A 14,125-nucleotide genomic window follows, 5' to 3' on the forward strand; every position below is an offset into this window, starting at 1 on the left:
GAACAATCGGTAAAGAATCCCCTGACAAGGTGTCCTATACTCCGGCGGCTTTTAGGCTTAACGATATACCGGTGCACCGAACGGGGATGAGCCGCCGCCTCCGTCAACACTGATTTCGGCGCCTTGCACGTACGAAGCATCATCCGAAGCCAGGAACAAAGCTACGTTTGCGATTTCTTCCGGTTCACCCAAACGGTTTAGCGGAACCGATCGCGTGAGCTTGGCTTCCATTTGCGCCAGCCCTTCCGGCTGACCCCAGATCGGTGTGCGAGTAGGGCCGGGAACGACTGTATTTACGCGAATGCCTCTAGGCGACAATTCGGAAACAAACACTTTCGCCATGCTCGCAACGGCCGCTTTGCTCGCTGCATACGCTGCCCATCCCGGGCTTCCCGCATTAGCAAGCACCGAACCGTTCAGGACTACCGAAGCGCCTTCCTTCAAGTAAGGCAATGCGGCTTGTACGGTGAAGAACACGCCCGTCACGTTCACGTTCATGACTTCCTGGAATGCGGCCAGCTCCGTACCGCCGAGCGGAGTATGACCGCCAATGCCGGCATTGGCGAACACGACATCCAGTCGGCCGAATTTCTCAACTGCTGCAGCCGTTGCCTTCTCCAGGCTCTGCGGATCGGTTGTTTCGGCTTGAATACCGAAGCTGTTCGACGCACCAAGCTCCTCCACTGCTTTGTCCAGCGTAGCCTGATTACGACCTGTGATGACAACCTTAGCTCCCTCAGCTACAAACAACTTCGCCGTTGCAAAGCCGATCCCGCTGTTACCACCTGTAATGAATGCTACTTTACCGTTTAATTTACCCATTTTGTATCGCTCCTTTGTCATTTGTTTATTATGATGCACCAATTGAGAATGATCATTCTCAAAAGAGTAAAAAAATAAAATGTACTGCAAACTATGCTTGGCTGCCAACTTGACCGCAGCCCTTACGGGAATGATCGTTCTACTATTGCGAATAAAAAAGGAATGCATCCTCACTCACGATTGCTTCCTTCTTGCTTACGAATTGATCATATCATATTGGGAACGATCAGTAAAGAATAAATTTAAAGCTAGCCCACTCCTGTGGACTAGCGCGATTTCTTCATGAGCGCACCCAATCGTATTCCATCAAACTTGCTGCCAGAAGCGCCCGTTCCTCGCCCAGCAGCTTACCTATTACATACAAAGACGCATCGATCCCCGCTGAAACACCGGCCGACAAAATAAGCTTCCCATTGTCCACATAACGCGCTTCTTCATGAATTTCTGCAGATTCCGGCGCTATTGCCCGCAGCTCATGCATCGCAAGGCGGTTCGTAGCCAGCTTCAATCCATCTGCCAGCTGAGCCTTCACTACCAGAAGAGCGCCTGTGCACACGGACAGAAGCAGCTCCGCTTCTCCGGCAGTTTGGTTGATCCAGTCCAACATGACAGGATTGTGCATTTCGGTTCTGGTGCCCGGTCCTCCGGGAATGACGAGAATGTCCGGCTTCGGACAAGTCCGGAAGCTGTAGGCCGGGTTAATGCTCAGATTGCCAAGCGCATGAATCGGACCATCATGTTCAGCTACGGTAAACACATTGAAGTCCCGGCCATAGTTGCTGCCGGATAGGAACGCCTCGAACGGCCCTGCAAAATCCAGCACTTCCACGCGATCAAAGATCAGAATCGCTACATGTCTTGCCTGCCGCACCTGCTCCATCTCATCATCTCCCATGAAATAATAAAAAGCGCTCAGTCCAAAGACCAAGCACTTCGCCCAGGCGTACGGCATATGAATATGTGCTCCCTCGTGGTACTCCACGTTTACGCCAGTCACACACACCGAATACTGCTTATATTGTAGTCCGAATATTTAGTCAAATCAACGATGAAGTTCTATTAGGGCTGCATCGGCCTTCCCTTGCCCGATTGTCCAAATACCACTCGGATAACAACCTCGGCTGCAAGCAGTAGGAAGAGAATAGCCCCATAAACGCCGATTGTGTAGCTGTGCGTATAGGACAAACCGAATCCTTGGTGAACTACATAAGTAATCGCATGAATGCACAAATTCGTGTAGCAGAACGCGTAGCTTCTGATCATCCAATTGCGGTGGGCGATGCGCTGTTTTCGTCTTATTTTCACAATCGCGATCACCGTCATGGCCGTCCACAGCATGCTCAGCAGGTTCAACGGAACGCTGTTCAGCTTACCGCCGGTCGCATAAGGCGCCATGTAGCCGGAAGTGAGCACTACGACAAGGATCGCGCCAAAATAAACATACCCGATAGCTCGGTGCGCGCGCCGGTAATGGGTCTGAACCTTCGTGGCAAAATTAACCGCTCCCGCCGCCATCGCGATACTCGCACACACCACATGGACATACATCACATTAAGCCAAACCGGCTTGTTTAACGGATGCTTTAGGTTGATCTTGTGACTCAGAAAACGCTCCGCCTGGGGATCCACGAAGAAATTGATGGTGATCACATATACGATAAAGCCGACCGCAATCGTCAGCATAAACCGATAGAGAATTTTAGACTTCTGCATAGCTGGGCTGTACCTCGTTTCAAAAATGAAAACTCAACGCCGCGGTCCTCCGCACAAGCACAGCGCTCATCGGAACCGGAATTGTTCAAAATGAATGGAACCCGCCACCCCGATAAACCGATGCGAGATCCGCCATCCTCGGTAGCCTATCCGCATAACCCGCCGAACCCCCGGAATCCTCGGCGCCACCGATAGGAGAATGAGCAGGACAAAACCCCCAAAAGCAATATAGCCGGGAGCCCGTCCGGGAGGGACCTCATTCGGATTAAGCGGCATGACGAGCAGATGGAGGAAAAGCAGCAGAAATACAAATATACCCGCGTTCCGGTGGACGACATACAGCTTATCCAAGCCGCCTAATAATCGTTCCAATACCCGGATTCTCGTTGCGAGCAATAAGGTGAAGGCCATCATAATCATCATTGTCGAGCCGATCACTTCGCCCAGATGACGCTGGGCAAACGAAGGCTGAAGCCCGTGATCCACAGGTGGAAAAGCAATCCACACGGCTGCATTAATTAGCGGTAGCAAGAAAATAAAAAAATGGCGAGGCTGCAGCATGTACGTGCTCCTTTTTCGAGAAGAATCCTTACTTCTGATTCTACCATAGACCCCACTCGAAAAATCTCACAGTACGATGAACATCTGCGTATAGCCTCACCATAATTTGATTACTCTTGGCTGAATTCGACTTTCTTGACCCAGCCGAACGGATCCGCAACGGCACCGGTTTGGATGCCTGTCAGCGTATCATAAATCGACTTCGAGAGCTGGCCGGTCACGCCTTCGCTGATCACGAGCTTCTCTCCGTTCCAGTTCATTTCGCCGATAGGCGAAATAACGGCTGCGGTACCGGTTCCGAAAGCCTCTTCCAGCGTACCGTTGCGACCCGCTTCATAAAGCTCCTCAATGGAAAGCACTCTCTCCTCAACAGGAACATCCCAGTGCTTAAGCAGCTGAATAACCGAGTTGCGTGTAATACCCGCTAGAATACTGCCGTTCAGTGCAGGCGTTACGACCGTTCCGTTGATTTTGAAGAACACATTCATACTGCCGACTTCTTCGATATATTTGTGCTGCGTGCCATCGAGCCACAGAACCTGCGTGTAGCCTTCTTCCTTAGCGGCTTGCTGCGACTTCAAGGCCGCCGCATAGTTGCCGGCTGTCTTCGCTTCACCCACGCCGCCTACAACTGCACGAACATAGTGGGATTCCACGTGGATTTTGACCGGATTGATTCCTTCCGGATAGTAGGCGCCAACAGGCGACATGATAATGATGAATTGGTAATTCTCGGATGGAGACACGCCAAGCGTCGCTTGTGTGGCAATGACGAATGGGCGAATATACAGCGATGTACCCGGCAGATCCGGAATCCAGTCTTGATCGACTGCGATGAGCTGCTCCAGCGCTGCAATGGCCACATCAATATCCAGATCAGGCACGCTCATACGATCGTTGGAACGGTTCATACGGGCAAAATTATCGCGAGGACGGAACAACTGAATGCCGCCGTCTTCGGTTTTGTAGGCTTTCAAGCCTTCGAAGATGGTTTGTCCATAATGGAACACTTTCGCGGCCGGGTCGAGTACGATCGGCTGGTACGGCGTGATGCGCGGGTTATGCCACTCTTGCTCGACACTGTAGTCCATTACAAACATGTGATCGGTAAAATAGATACCGAAACCTAGCTGATCCTGCGCTGGCTTCGTCTTCTTGTTCAGACTGCGTTCGATCGAAATGGCGTTATTGGCTGCTGTCATGGTTGAATCACTACTCCCTTACTTTCTAATTGGTGATTGCATACTACCACCTGTTGAGGTATATATAAAATATCTATTCTGTTCACTATCCATACCTTTAAAGTATGCAAAGAGAATATAAATTGGGGATGTTTAAATGGACTTTCGACAGCTCAAATACTTCTTGGCCATTGCACAGGAGAAGCAGATTACACGAGCGGCGAAGCTGCTGCATATGGAGCAGCCGCCCCTTAGCAGGCAGCTCATGCTGATGGAAGATGAGCTCGGCGCCCAGCTGTTCGAGCGGAGCCGGACCCAGCTGACATTGACCGCTGCAGGGCGGCTGCTTAAGGACCGGGCAGAGTCGCTGCTGCTGCAATTAGACGAGACCATGAAGGAAGTCAAAGAGCTTGAGCTTGGTGTGCGAGGTACGCTCTCCCTGGGTGCGGTTGTTTCCTGCGTTTCCATACTCCCGGGGCCGATCCAGCAGCTGCGCGAGAAGTTCCCTCAGGTCACGTTTAAGATTGCCGAGGGCGACCATTACCTGCTGGGCGAAATGCTGGAGAGACGCTCGATTGAGCTCGTCATATCCAGATTGCCGTTCGAGGCTCATCTGCTTCCGAACAAGCTGGATATGCTCCCGCTTCCTTCCGATCCTTATGTTGCCTTGATGCCTGCCGCATGGGCTTCCCCCGGCAGAGGGAACGATATCAGCATCGAGGAGCTCGCCCAATATCCGCAGCTTACATTAAAGACCGACAAAACAATCAAAATGCACGAGCAGGTCGTAAACGAATTCCGCCGTCACGGCTTTGAGCCCAACATCATCTGCGAATGCTCCAGCGTCGCCATTATTATGTCCCTAATTGCCGCAGGAATCGGCGCAACGGTGTTTCCGAAATCGGTTATTTCCTCGTTTCCCTCCGGTGACGTGATCACGCTCCCTATTCGCGACGCCGATTTTCAATCCGAGGTCGGCATTCTGTGGCTGAAGGACCAGCTGCTGTCCAAACGCGCTCAGCATTTTATCGAATGTTTTCAATAGTCCTCGCTCGCGACAACCATACGAAAGGCCGATATTGCTCCGTCCAAGGAGAATGTCGGCCTTTCTTTGATATTAAAGCTCGTCTTCACGCTCATCTGAACTCGTCGAATCTTCCACTGATAACGCTGCCGATCGTGAAGCCGATGGCATGGCTGGCATAGACACTCAATCCCCTGAATATGTTGTCTTGTACCTCCGATTTGCGCAACCCAATTAAAGGGGCGAATCTGAATGATGAGACGATATCTTGCGATGCTCGCGAATGTAGTGCTGTACGTAGCCATGATTATTGCCGCCATCGTGATTTACAATGCAGCTGTAAATCCGCTGACGGAGTGGGGAACCTTCGGAGAAGGCGAACAATTGCCTGCGCAAGCTTTTATCGTGCTGGTGCTGTCCGTCGTGTTGTGTTATCTGGCATATAAGGTCAAATACAAACTGATGGATTCGCAGACGCCGCCGGGCTTTATACGGATGCAGCAGTACCTGCCGATTTCAACCTTACAAGCCGTGCATATGATCACCGTCGGCATCGGGTTTGCTTTCTTCTTCACCGCCGCCCTCAAGCTCCTGCTCCATCAAGGGGTAAGCGAGCTGGCAACCTTCACTAATCAGTATGCCGACGTTCCGACCGGCTACCTCATCGTCTCAGCCGTCATCAACACCGCGCTGGAGCTCATCTTGTTCGTGGGCATCCTCTTCAATGAAGCGCGCCGCAATGTGGCCGTCTTCTGGGCGGTTCTCCTCGTTTCCATCATTATTGCCGCTCTTCAGCCTGGAGGGATCGCGATGCAGCTGCTTGGCATCCCGCTTGGCTTCCTGTATGGCTACATGTATATCCGGTTGCGGTCGATTTGGTCGGTCATCCTCATCGGCTGCATGTTTAATGTGTTGTTCTTTGCTTTTGTCAAAACATCTGCTTTCGACTGGTTCGGCTCGCTTCACGACGGCTGGCTTATCGTCATCCTAGCTGTTTCAGCGATCTATATGGCAGCTAGCGTCGTGAAGTACAACGCGAAGAAGAGTTCGAATCCAGCGTAAGCATCCAAAGCAAAGCGTCTCTCTCAGGGGAGACGCTTTTGGGCTGTCAGAGAGAGTCGCTCCCGAAGTCTAACGGTTGCCAGTGCGCCTATTCTCCCCTTTTTCGACGTTCCACAATTGTAACGGTTGTATGAGAGGCTATTTCGCGATTTAGGTACGATTTCCGGTCGTAAAAGGTCAAATAAGCTCTCCGGCAACCGTTAGAGAATTTAGAGGGCAAAAATAGACCCAATAAGCGCAATGGCAACCGTTAGAACGCATCTCGCTCCTCGGCCCCGGCAGGGGGAATAGCTACCGATGTGTACCGCGCACCTCCGCGTACCTTCGCGATCGATTCCCGAACCAAGGAGCCCCTCAAAAAGGACAAGAATACAAAAAACCTCCCCGGTACAGCACGGAAATGGCGCTATCCCGTACTTCCCAAGGAGGCAGTTACTGGTACTCTTATTCTAAGGCTTCAAGGACAGCCTGCACCCCGTAGCTGTTGCCGATTGGACCGTAGCCCATCGCCAGCTCGCCGTTGATGGCGTAGGCTTGTTTGTTTTTAACCGCATTCAGACTGTTCCAGACTGCGCTTTTCTCCCAATCGTCCGTCATGGCAGGGAGCGATTTGTCGACGTAATTGAAGTAGCCGAGGAAGAGATGGTCGGGATTAAGCTTGCTTAACCCTTCGAGCGAAAGCTCTACGCCTTCCTCCATAGCCGGATCAGTCGGCGCTTTCAAGCCAAGTCCGCTGCCGTAGTACTGCGTCAAATACTTCGTGCCGCCCAGCCATACCGCATTATTCCGAACTTGGATGAATGCTACGGTGCCTTCCACTTTCGCCAGTTTCTCTTTGGCTGTTTGAAGGTTCGCATTGTAATTGTCGATGTATTGCTTCGCAACGTCCTCTTGTCCGAGGATGTCCCCGAATTTCGTAACGAGCGCTTGCCAATTGCTCCAAATATCGGTTACGGCTTCATCGATAACGACCGTCGTTGCGATTTTCTCCAGCTGATCTGTTATTTCGGCATTGATGGCGTTACCCGCGATGATTAAATCCGGTTTATAGCTCAGCAAAGCTTCCATATTCACCGTTGTGTTCTCGCCTACGATGACCAGTTCACCCAGCTTGTCCACATAAGGCTTGTAGCTGTCCGTATGCAGGGCCGATGATTTCTCCGTAAAAGGAAGCGCAAGCGCTGCCGATTTCAGATCAAACAGCAGGATCGAGTCGGCATACCCCCAATGAACGACCGCCACTCTTTCCGGTTTTTTGGCAATTTCGATTTTGCCGTTTGCTGCTTCGATGGTGCGCGGGAATGCGCTTGCCGAAGTAGTGTTGCTGCTCTGCTCCGCTTCATCGCTCGGTGCAGTATTAGATGCCCCGTTATTTTTCGAACCGGAGCACGCGCTTAGGATCAAAGCCAAACTCAACAGAGCGATTAGTACCCAATAAGACTGTTTTCTCAGATGCATGTCAAGCTTCCCCTCTTCCATATCCTCATACTGTCTGTTTCGATAACGATTCTCATTATCAAGTAAAACAGTACCATCAGACGCAGGAAAATAGAATAGAGAAATTCCCGACATGACAATGGACTATTTCTTCTGATGAAGATGACCGACCATACTTGGCGCTACGCCTTTATATTTCTTGAACAGTCGGCTGAAGTAGTAAGGATCCGCGTACCCGACGCTTCTCGCGACCGCCGATACCGACACCTGCTCGGTCAGCAGCCACTCGTGCGCCTTGTTCATGCGGTAATGGATGAGATAATCAATCGGTCCGGTGCCCGTATATTTGCGAAATAAATAAGAGAAATACTTCGGCTTCATCTGGTAGCGTTCGGCTAATTCGGCAAGCGTCAGCGGATCCATGAAGTGGTCATGAATATGGCTGAGCGCATCGTCGATCACCGAATAACTCTCTTTGTTCTGACGGTTGCGCTCGGACTGAAGCAGCTTGGCTACGTACTGGTAGAATAACGATTTCTTCTCCAGCATCCCCATACTGTCTGGCGCTGAAGCGGCTTGAAGCAGTTGCTCTTGCAGCCGCAGCAGCTCTGGATCTACCATAACTTCCAACAGCGTTATTTCGTGAGTACGCTTTAAGCCCCCCGGCGCTGGTTCCGCCATGCTCGGCAGATAATGCACGATGTTATATTGAAAGCCGTCGTCGCCCACTCTGATTTCAAGCCTTCTGCCCGCTCCCCCAATCAGTGCCCTGCCAGGCTCAAGCCGGTAGCGTTCCTCGTCATCGAAGATAAATTCGGCAGCTCCGCTTAGAGAGAAGATGATCGCGCATTTCGAAGTCGGCTTGTCCACATGCCCGCTGTATACCTGGTTCGCTTCAAGCTGCGTCCTGTACACACCAAACAGATCGACAGGGGTCTGTACAAATTTTCTCGCCAGCTCTTCATAACTGTAGGCCATGTGGTTCCACTCCCTTCATTAATTCTCCCCATCATATAACAAAATGTACAGGCTGACGAGGTGACTATAGGAGCGGCTGGGAAAATCGTCAGTTGCGATCCCGGCAAGGCTTTACATCATCTCCGAGGTCTCGAATTATGATATACTGTCTACTACATATACACTTATAGAAACAGTAAGCTGACGGAGGATTAATGGCAATGTCCGATACTAAGGATCACTATGATGATGAAGCGATACAAAGCTTGCCGGAGAGCGTAAAACTGAGCTGGGGCATTATCAAGCAGTCGCGCAGAGGACCTAAGGGCGAGCTCAGCATCCCCAAAATCGTGGACACCGCCGTCGCAATCGCCGATCAAGACGGACTGTCCGCCGTATCGATGAGCCGCGTGGCCGGAGCGCTCGGTTTCACTACGATGTCCCTATATCGTTACATAACGAGCAAAGAGGACCTGCTGCTGCTGATGCAAGATAGAGTCTGCCCTCCTCCACCGGAAGCGGAGCCCGAATCGGAGACGGGAGCGTCAAAGAAACATTGGCGCGCGGAGATGCAGGACTACGTGCAATTCTGTATCAAGGTCTTCCGGGACCATCCCTGGTTCGCCGATATTCCCATTCGAAGCGTCCCCATGATGCCCGGCAATCTTCGTATTATTGATTGGATGCTTCGCATTATGCGTGACTTCCCCGTGAATGATTTTGAGAAAATGTCCTTCGTGCTCTTGATTAGCAGCTATGCGAGGGCATGCGGCATGATTGCCAGAGACATGGATTTGGTCATTAAAGCCGGCGACAGCTTCTCGACTTTCTCCGGCTTGAGTTACACGGCCGCATTGAAGCAGCTCATTACGGAGAGCAACTTCCCGGACCTGCAACCGATCGTCATGTCAGGCGCGTATACAGGTGAGGTCGAGAGTCCGATTGGAGACGACTTGGCCTTCGGACTGGAGCGTATACTGGATGGGATCGAGCAGTATCTTGAAGTGAGGCGTCAGATGTAAAAAAGTAGCGATTCGAGCTCATCGGCTCTGAATCGCTGCTTTTGTTGTTTTACCGCTGGCCGGCTTTGCGGCGGAACGCGAGCGTGCACCATACGATGGCCAGAATCAGGATGGCCGTGCACCAGCCGATCGCCCACCAGCCGTTGTCCCCGATCGGCGTACCGGAGAGCAGGCCGCGAATCGTCTCGATGACCGGCGTGATCGGCTGATGATTGGCTAAACCTTGCAGCCATGATGGCATCGTGCTGGTCGGCACGAAGGCGCTCGACAGATACGGAAGGAAGAGCAGTGCGAAGCCGTAGCCGCTCGCGGCCGACGGGCTCCCGGTCACCAGCCCGATCGCGGCGAATAACCAGGTGAACGTCAGGATGAACAGGACGATGACGCCGAGCGCACCCGCCCACTCCAGTACGCTTGCGTCCGAGCGGAAGCCCACGGCCAGGGCAACGCCGATAACGATACAGGTCGCCAGCAAATTACGGACCAGGCTCGCGACCACATGCCCAACGACCACGCTAAGCGAACGGATCGGCATCGTACGGAACCGATCAATGATGCCGTTCGTCATGTCTGTCGCGACATCGACTGCGGTGCTGGAGGAACCGAACCCTGCGCACAGCAGGATGATTCCCGGTACGACGTAAACGACATAGTCGCCCGATGGATCAATGGCGCCGCCGAACACATAGGTGAACAATAGCATGAGCATAACGGGGAGCATAATCGCCATCACCAGCGACTCGACGTTGCGCAAACTATGACGGAGGCTCCGTCCGATGAAGACAAGGTTGGTTACGCCGAAGGATGCGGGCTTCGGTACCCGATGCTGTAAGGTTCTCATGCCGGTGACGCCTCCTTCTCCATGCTCGTTAACGCCAGAAAAACATCGTCCATGCTCGGCTTGCGAATACTGATCTGCGTGCCTTCAGGGAAGGAATGAACGACGCTGCCGAGCGTTTGCCACACATCTGCGATGGTCCCGCTCGTTGGCAGGGAGCGAAGCAGCTCATTGTCCTTATTTCGCAGCTCGATTACTTCGCCGCCCACACGCGTCTTCAGCTCGGCGGCGGTCCCGGACGCGACCACAAGGCCATGGTTAATGACCGCAATCCTGTCGGCTAACTGATCCGCTTCCTCCAAATACTGCGTCGTCAGGAAGATCGTGATGCCCTGCTCCTTCAATTGCTGAATATTCGCCCAGAGCGCGCGGCGGCTCACCGTGTCGAGCCCCGTTGTCGGCTCATCCAAGAACAGCACCGGCCGGTGCACGACCAGGCTGACCGCAAGGTCCAGCTTGCGGCGCATCCCGCCGGAATAGGTCTTCACGCGCTTGCCTGCAGCGGCTTCCAGATCGAAGCTTCTGAGCAGCTCCGCCGTGCGAACGCGGCTTTCCGCAGCTGACAGACCGGACAAGCGGCACATCATGTTCACATTCTCCGCCCCCGTCAACACCTCATCGACCGCGGCGAACTGGCCGGTCAGTCCAATCGACCGGCGCACCTCTTTTTTGCTTGCCACGATGTCATACCCTTCAATCCGCGCGCTGCCGTCATCAGGTTCGATCAACGTAGATAGAATATGAATAAGTGTCGTTTTGCCGGCTCCGTTTGGTCCAAGCAATGCGAAGATCGTCCCCTTCGGTACCGCCAAGTCGATGCCGTCCAGCACCGTTTGACTGCCGAAGCTCTTTCGCAGCCCGGCAGCTTCAATTGCAAGCTTTGCCACAACCATCATTCCCCTCATTAATTGTGTATGATATAATCAGTATATTATGTACACAGTTAATTTACAACAAGAAAAAAGGTCCCGCGCATCTAATTTAGATACAGCCTGGACCCTCTGTTCTTCTCCAACCGCATTACCGGCGGCCACTGTGTGGCGAGAGTTCGCTATTGCGGACTCTCAGCTCCGGTTGTGGGGTTAGATTGGTTAGTTTGGATGCTGATAGTCGTGTTTTAGAACTCTCAGCATGAATTCGGTGAGTTTTTGGTGCTGAAAGATCGCTTTTGGGACTCTCAGCTCCCGTTGTGTGGGTAGAATGTTCTCACTACTGTACCGGCAACACACCGGGCAGCTCCGACTGCCCGAGCAGCGCGTTCATACCGGCTCCGATATTCGGCTCCTGCTTCCCGTAGAGCGCCACGGCCGACTTCACGTCGCGCAAGTAAAGCAGCTCATATGGGTTGCCCAGCGATACAAGCGCATACCGCTTGCCCAGCTTATTCAGTTCATCGATTACCGTTTGGTAATCGGACCACCCGAACTGACTGGCTGCGTTGCGGAATTGGTAGGAGGCTACCATCACGTAATCCGCGCCTTTCAGCTTAGGCAGCGCAGCAGCTGTCTTCCCCGGCCCGATAATCACGACCTCTGTACTCAGATGCTGTGACGCTCCTGCTTCTCGTAATTGTTTATCCAGCTGCTTCCCGATTTCTTCGTCGGCTGCAGCAATAACGACCCGATCCCCTTGCCGGGTACGATCGGGATAATTCCCATCACGCCCGGCGAGCAGCGTAACCGCGCGTTCCGCAATGTCCTGCTCAACCCTGCGATGCGCGGCAGTCCCGATAACCGCCGGCAATGCTGCCAGCTTGGAAGAAAGACTCTCGCCTCTGCCGCCAAACAAGCCGTATTTTGCCTTGAGCTGCAAAATCCGCTTAACCGATGCATGAATCGCATCCGAGGAGAGCGTTCCATTATTGACGGCCTTCACCAGCGCTTGATGCGCAATCGCCGAATCCTGCGGCATCAGAATGATATCGATACCTGCGGATACTCCACGCACGACCGCCTGTTCCTCGCCAAAATGCTCCGCGATCCCGTTCATCGTAAACGCATCGGATATGATAACCCCTTTGAACCCGAGCTCTTCCCGCAGCAGTCCGGACAGCACCTTCTTCGATAAGGTCGCCGGCACGGGTACGCTGCTGCCGTCTTTGCGAGAGATGACATGTTCATTGTCTACAGCCGGGAACGCGATATGCGCGCTCATGATCATTTCCACACCGGCCGCGATGGCAGCGCGGAACGGCTTCAGCTCAACCGTATCCAAACGCGCGCGATCATGCGTCAATACGGGCAGTCCCAGATGGGAATCGACCGTCGTGTCGCCATGCCCCGGAAAATGCTTCACCGCCGGGATAACGCCCGAGGCTTGCAGCCCCTTGATCTCTGCCAGCCCAAGCCGCGTGACCAAATCCGGGTCGGAGGAGAAGGAGCGCATCCCGATAATCGGATTGTCCGGATTGCTGTTAATATCGAGCACCGGCGCAAAATCAAGCTGCATACCGAGCGCCTTCAGCTCCTCGCCCGTGAGCTTCCCGGCAGCTTCGGCCAGCGACGCATCCCGCGCTGCGCCAAGCGCCATCTGCCCGGGCAGGTTCGTGCCGCCGGGAATTCGTTTGATTACGCCGCCTTCTTGGTCGATGCCAAGAAACAGCGGAATGTCTCCCGCTTCTGCTTGCAGCCCATGCGTGAGTGTCGTAACCTGCTTGGCATTCACGATATTTTTCTCGAATAGAATTAGACCGCCCAGATCCTGATCGCGAATCGTCTCCTTGATACCGTCGTTCACCGTCGTCGTCGGCTGCCCCTTCCACTGCCGGATATCCGGCATGAGCATTTGCCCTACCTGCTCGCTGACGGTCATATAGGATAGGAGCTTATCCCAGTCCTTCGCCTGAATGGCGTTCTCTCTCTCGAACCGGATCACTCTTGTCATAAACACCGCAAACTCCGCCCGCGTCACGGATTTATCCGGTCGATAGGTGCCGTCCGCATACCCGCCGATCAGCCCATTCGAGCTCATAATCCCAATAGGCGCAGCAGCCCAATGCGTTGACGTATCGGACAAACTCACCACGCGCTCCCCGGATTGAAAGGCGTATGCGCGAGTAAGAAAAGCGGCCGTTTCCGCGCGGCTGATTGGAGCATCCGGATGAAACGTACCGTCAGGGAAACCGCCTGCCAATCCCATCCGGGCCGCAACTGAAATTTCTTTGTAGAACGGATGGCTTCGCGGGACGTCTGTATACGTCTGTTCGCCATCCGCCAACTGCTGCGGATACAGTTCTCGCACCATAAAGGTGACCGCCTGTGCACGGGTAACCGCACCTTCCGGCAGAAAACGCCCATTGCCGTAACCGGCTACCGTTCCCCGTTTCGCCATGTACATAATGCTATCCGCCGCCCACTGGGCTCCCTGTAAATCAGTAAATTGTTCCCCCGCCGCTGCCGCCGTTCCTGCCCATACCATAAAGGCAATGCCGGCAGCCGCGCCAACCGCGGTTGCTTTCCATTTCGTCATCGTCATTCCAAACACACCTCTGTATCTTTTTTCTGATTGT

General features: G+C 53.3%; 13 protein-coding genes and 1 riboswitch. Of the genes, 3 read left to right on the forward strand and 10 right to left on the reverse strand.

The window, feature by feature from the left end; genetic code table 11:
- Nucleotides 1-57: 57 nt before the first annotated feature.
- The 5 genes from BM412_RS28870 to BM412_RS28890 all read right to left on the reverse strand — a co-directional run bounded on the left by BM412_RS28870 (nt 58) and on the right by BM412_RS28890 (nt 4,298).
- Nucleotides 58-822: an SDR family NAD(P)-dependent oxidoreductase gene (locus BM412_RS28870; RefSeq protein ID WP_091225168.1), complete on the reverse strand. Its 765-nt coding sequence runs from the start codon at nt 820-822 to the stop codon at nt 58-60.
- Between the two features lie 280 nt (nt 823-1,102).
- Nucleotides 1,103-1,774, reverse strand: a complete 672-nt coding sequence (locus BM412_RS28875; protein ID WP_256256644.1) for a DJ-1/PfpI family protein — start codon at nt 1,772-1,774, stop codon at nt 1,103-1,105.
- Nucleotides 1,751-1,829, reverse strand: a riboswitch (ZMP/ZTP riboswitch). Its footprint overlaps the gene before it by 24 nt.
- Nucleotides 1,830-1,881: 52 nt before the next feature.
- Complete coding sequence (locus tag BM412_RS28880) at nt 1,882-2,535, reverse strand: DUF2306 domain-containing protein (RefSeq protein WP_091225169.1); 654 nt, start codon at nt 2,533-2,535, stop codon at nt 1,882-1,884.
- Between the two features lie 66 nt (nt 2,536-2,601).
- A complete protein-coding gene (locus tag BM412_RS28885) occupies nt 2,602-3,096 on the reverse strand; it encodes a ferric reductase-like transmembrane domain-containing protein (RefSeq protein WP_091225170.1) in 495 nt (164 codons plus the stop codon).
- A 110-nt stretch (nt 3,097-3,206) separates the two neighbouring features.
- The gene (locus tag BM412_RS28890; protein WP_091225171.1) at nt 3,207-4,298 is read right to left on the reverse strand and encodes a branched-chain amino acid aminotransferase; all 1,092 of its coding nucleotides are present in this window, start codon (nt 4,296-4,298) and stop codon (nt 3,207-3,209) included.
- A gap of 136 nt (nt 4,299-4,434) precedes the next feature.
- Here BM412_RS28890 and BM412_RS28895 point away from each other — a divergent pair, with 136 nt between their 5' ends.
- Nucleotides 4,435-5,322: a LysR family transcriptional regulator gene (locus BM412_RS28895; protein WP_091225172.1), complete on the forward strand. Its 888-nt coding sequence runs from the start codon at nt 4,435-4,437 to the stop codon at nt 5,320-5,322.
- Nucleotides 5,323-5,553: 231 nt separating this feature from the next.
- On the forward strand, nt 5,554-6,363 hold the full coding sequence (locus BM412_RS28900; protein WP_091225173.1) for a CPBP family intramembrane glutamic endopeptidase: 810 nt from the start codon (nt 5,554-5,556) through the stop codon (nt 6,361-6,363).
- Between the two features lie 444 nt (nt 6,364-6,807).
- Here BM412_RS28900 and BM412_RS28905 read toward each other — a convergent pair whose 3' ends face one another.
- Both BM412_RS28905 and BM412_RS28910 read right to left on the reverse strand, forming a co-directional pair.
- Complete coding sequence (locus BM412_RS28905; RefSeq protein ID WP_177246144.1) at nt 6,808-7,821, reverse strand: ABC transporter substrate-binding protein; 1,014 nt, start codon at nt 7,819-7,821, stop codon at nt 6,808-6,810.
- Between the two features lie 123 nt (nt 7,822-7,944).
- Nucleotides 7,945-8,778, reverse strand: a complete 834-nt coding sequence (locus BM412_RS28910) for a helix-turn-helix transcriptional regulator (RefSeq protein WP_091225174.1) — start codon at nt 8,776-8,778, stop codon at nt 7,945-7,947.
- A 200-nt stretch (nt 8,779-8,978) separates the two neighbouring features.
- Here BM412_RS28910 and BM412_RS28915 point away from each other — a divergent pair, with 200 nt between their 5' ends.
- Nucleotides 8,979-9,779 (forward strand): TetR/AcrR family transcriptional regulator, encoded by an 801-nt coding sequence (locus BM412_RS28915; protein ID WP_091225175.1) that lies wholly within the window; start codon nt 8,979-8,981, stop codon nt 9,777-9,779.
- A 49-nt stretch (nt 9,780-9,828) separates the two neighbouring features.
- On the opposite strand, the gene BM412_RS28920 is transcribed toward BM412_RS28915, so the two are convergent.
- From BM412_RS28920 to BM412_RS28930, 3 genes are all read right to left on the reverse strand, one after another.
- Nucleotides 9,829-10,620 (reverse strand): ABC transporter permease, encoded by a 792-nt coding sequence (locus tag BM412_RS28920; protein ID WP_091225176.1) that lies wholly within the window; start codon nt 10,618-10,620, stop codon nt 9,829-9,831.
- Nucleotides 10,617-11,504: an ATP-binding cassette domain-containing protein gene (locus tag BM412_RS28925; protein WP_091225299.1), complete on the reverse strand. Its 888-nt coding sequence runs from the start codon at nt 11,502-11,504 to the stop codon at nt 10,617-10,619. Before BM412_RS28925 ends, BM412_RS28920 begins: the two co-directional genes overlap by 4 nt.
- Nucleotides 11,505-11,826: 322 nt before the next feature.
- Entirely contained in the window at nt 11,827-14,091 is a 2,265-nt protein-coding gene (locus tag BM412_RS28930; protein WP_091225177.1) for a glycoside hydrolase family 3 N-terminal domain-containing protein, read from the reverse strand.
- Between the last annotated feature and the right edge of the window lie 34 nt (nt 14,092-14,125).

The organism is Paenibacillus sp. BC26 (genome assembly GCF_900116125.1).
Lineage (GTDB): Bacteria > Bacillota > Bacilli > Paenibacillales > Paenibacillaceae > Paenibacillus_Z > Paenibacillus_Z lignilyticus.

Excerpts from the sequence above, each read along its gene's own strand:
- BM412_RS28905 (WP_177246144.1), bottom strand. The coding sequence starts at position 7,821 with ATGCATCTGAGAAAACAGTCTTATTGGGTACTAATCGCTCTGTTGAGT.
- BM412_RS28900 (WP_091225173.1), top strand. The coding sequence starts at position 5,554 with ATGATGAGACGATATCTTGCGATGCTCGCGAATGTAGTGCTGTACGTA.
- BM412_RS28895 (WP_091225172.1), top strand. The coding sequence starts at position 4,435 with ATGGACTTTCGACAGCTCAAATACTTCTTGGCCATTGCACAGGAGAAG.
- BM412_RS28930 (WP_091225177.1), bottom strand. The coding sequence starts at position 14,091 with ATGACGATGACGAAATGGAAAGCAACCGCGGTTGGCGCGGCTGCCGGC.
- BM412_RS28880 (WP_091225169.1), bottom strand. The coding sequence starts at position 2,535 with ATGCAGAAGTCTAAAATTCTCTATCGGTTTATGCTGACGATTGCGGTC.
- BM412_RS28890 (WP_091225171.1), bottom strand. The coding sequence starts at position 4,298 with ATGACAGCAGCCAATAACGCCATTTCGATCGAACGCAGTCTGAACAAG.
- BM412_RS28870 (WP_091225168.1), bottom strand. The coding sequence starts at position 822 with ATGGGTAAATTAAACGGTAAAGTAGCATTCATTACAGGTGGTAACAGC.
- BM412_RS28920 (WP_091225176.1), bottom strand. The coding sequence starts at position 10,620 with ATGAGAACCTTACAGCATCGGGTACCGAAGCCCGCATCCTTCGGCGTA.
- BM412_RS28885 (WP_091225170.1), bottom strand. The coding sequence starts at position 3,096 with ATGCTGCAGCCTCGCCATTTTTTTATTTTCTTGCTACCGCTAATTAAT.
- BM412_RS28875 (WP_256256644.1), bottom strand. The coding sequence starts at position 1,774 with ATGCCGTACGCCTGGGCGAAGTGCTTGGTCTTTGGACTGAGCGCTTTT.
- BM412_RS28915 (WP_091225175.1), top strand. The coding sequence starts at position 8,979 with ATGTCCGATACTAAGGATCACTATGATGATGAAGCGATACAAAGCTTG.
- BM412_RS28910 (WP_091225174.1), bottom strand. The coding sequence starts at position 8,778 with ATGGCCTACAGTTATGAAGAGCTGGCGAGAAAATTTGTACAGACCCCT.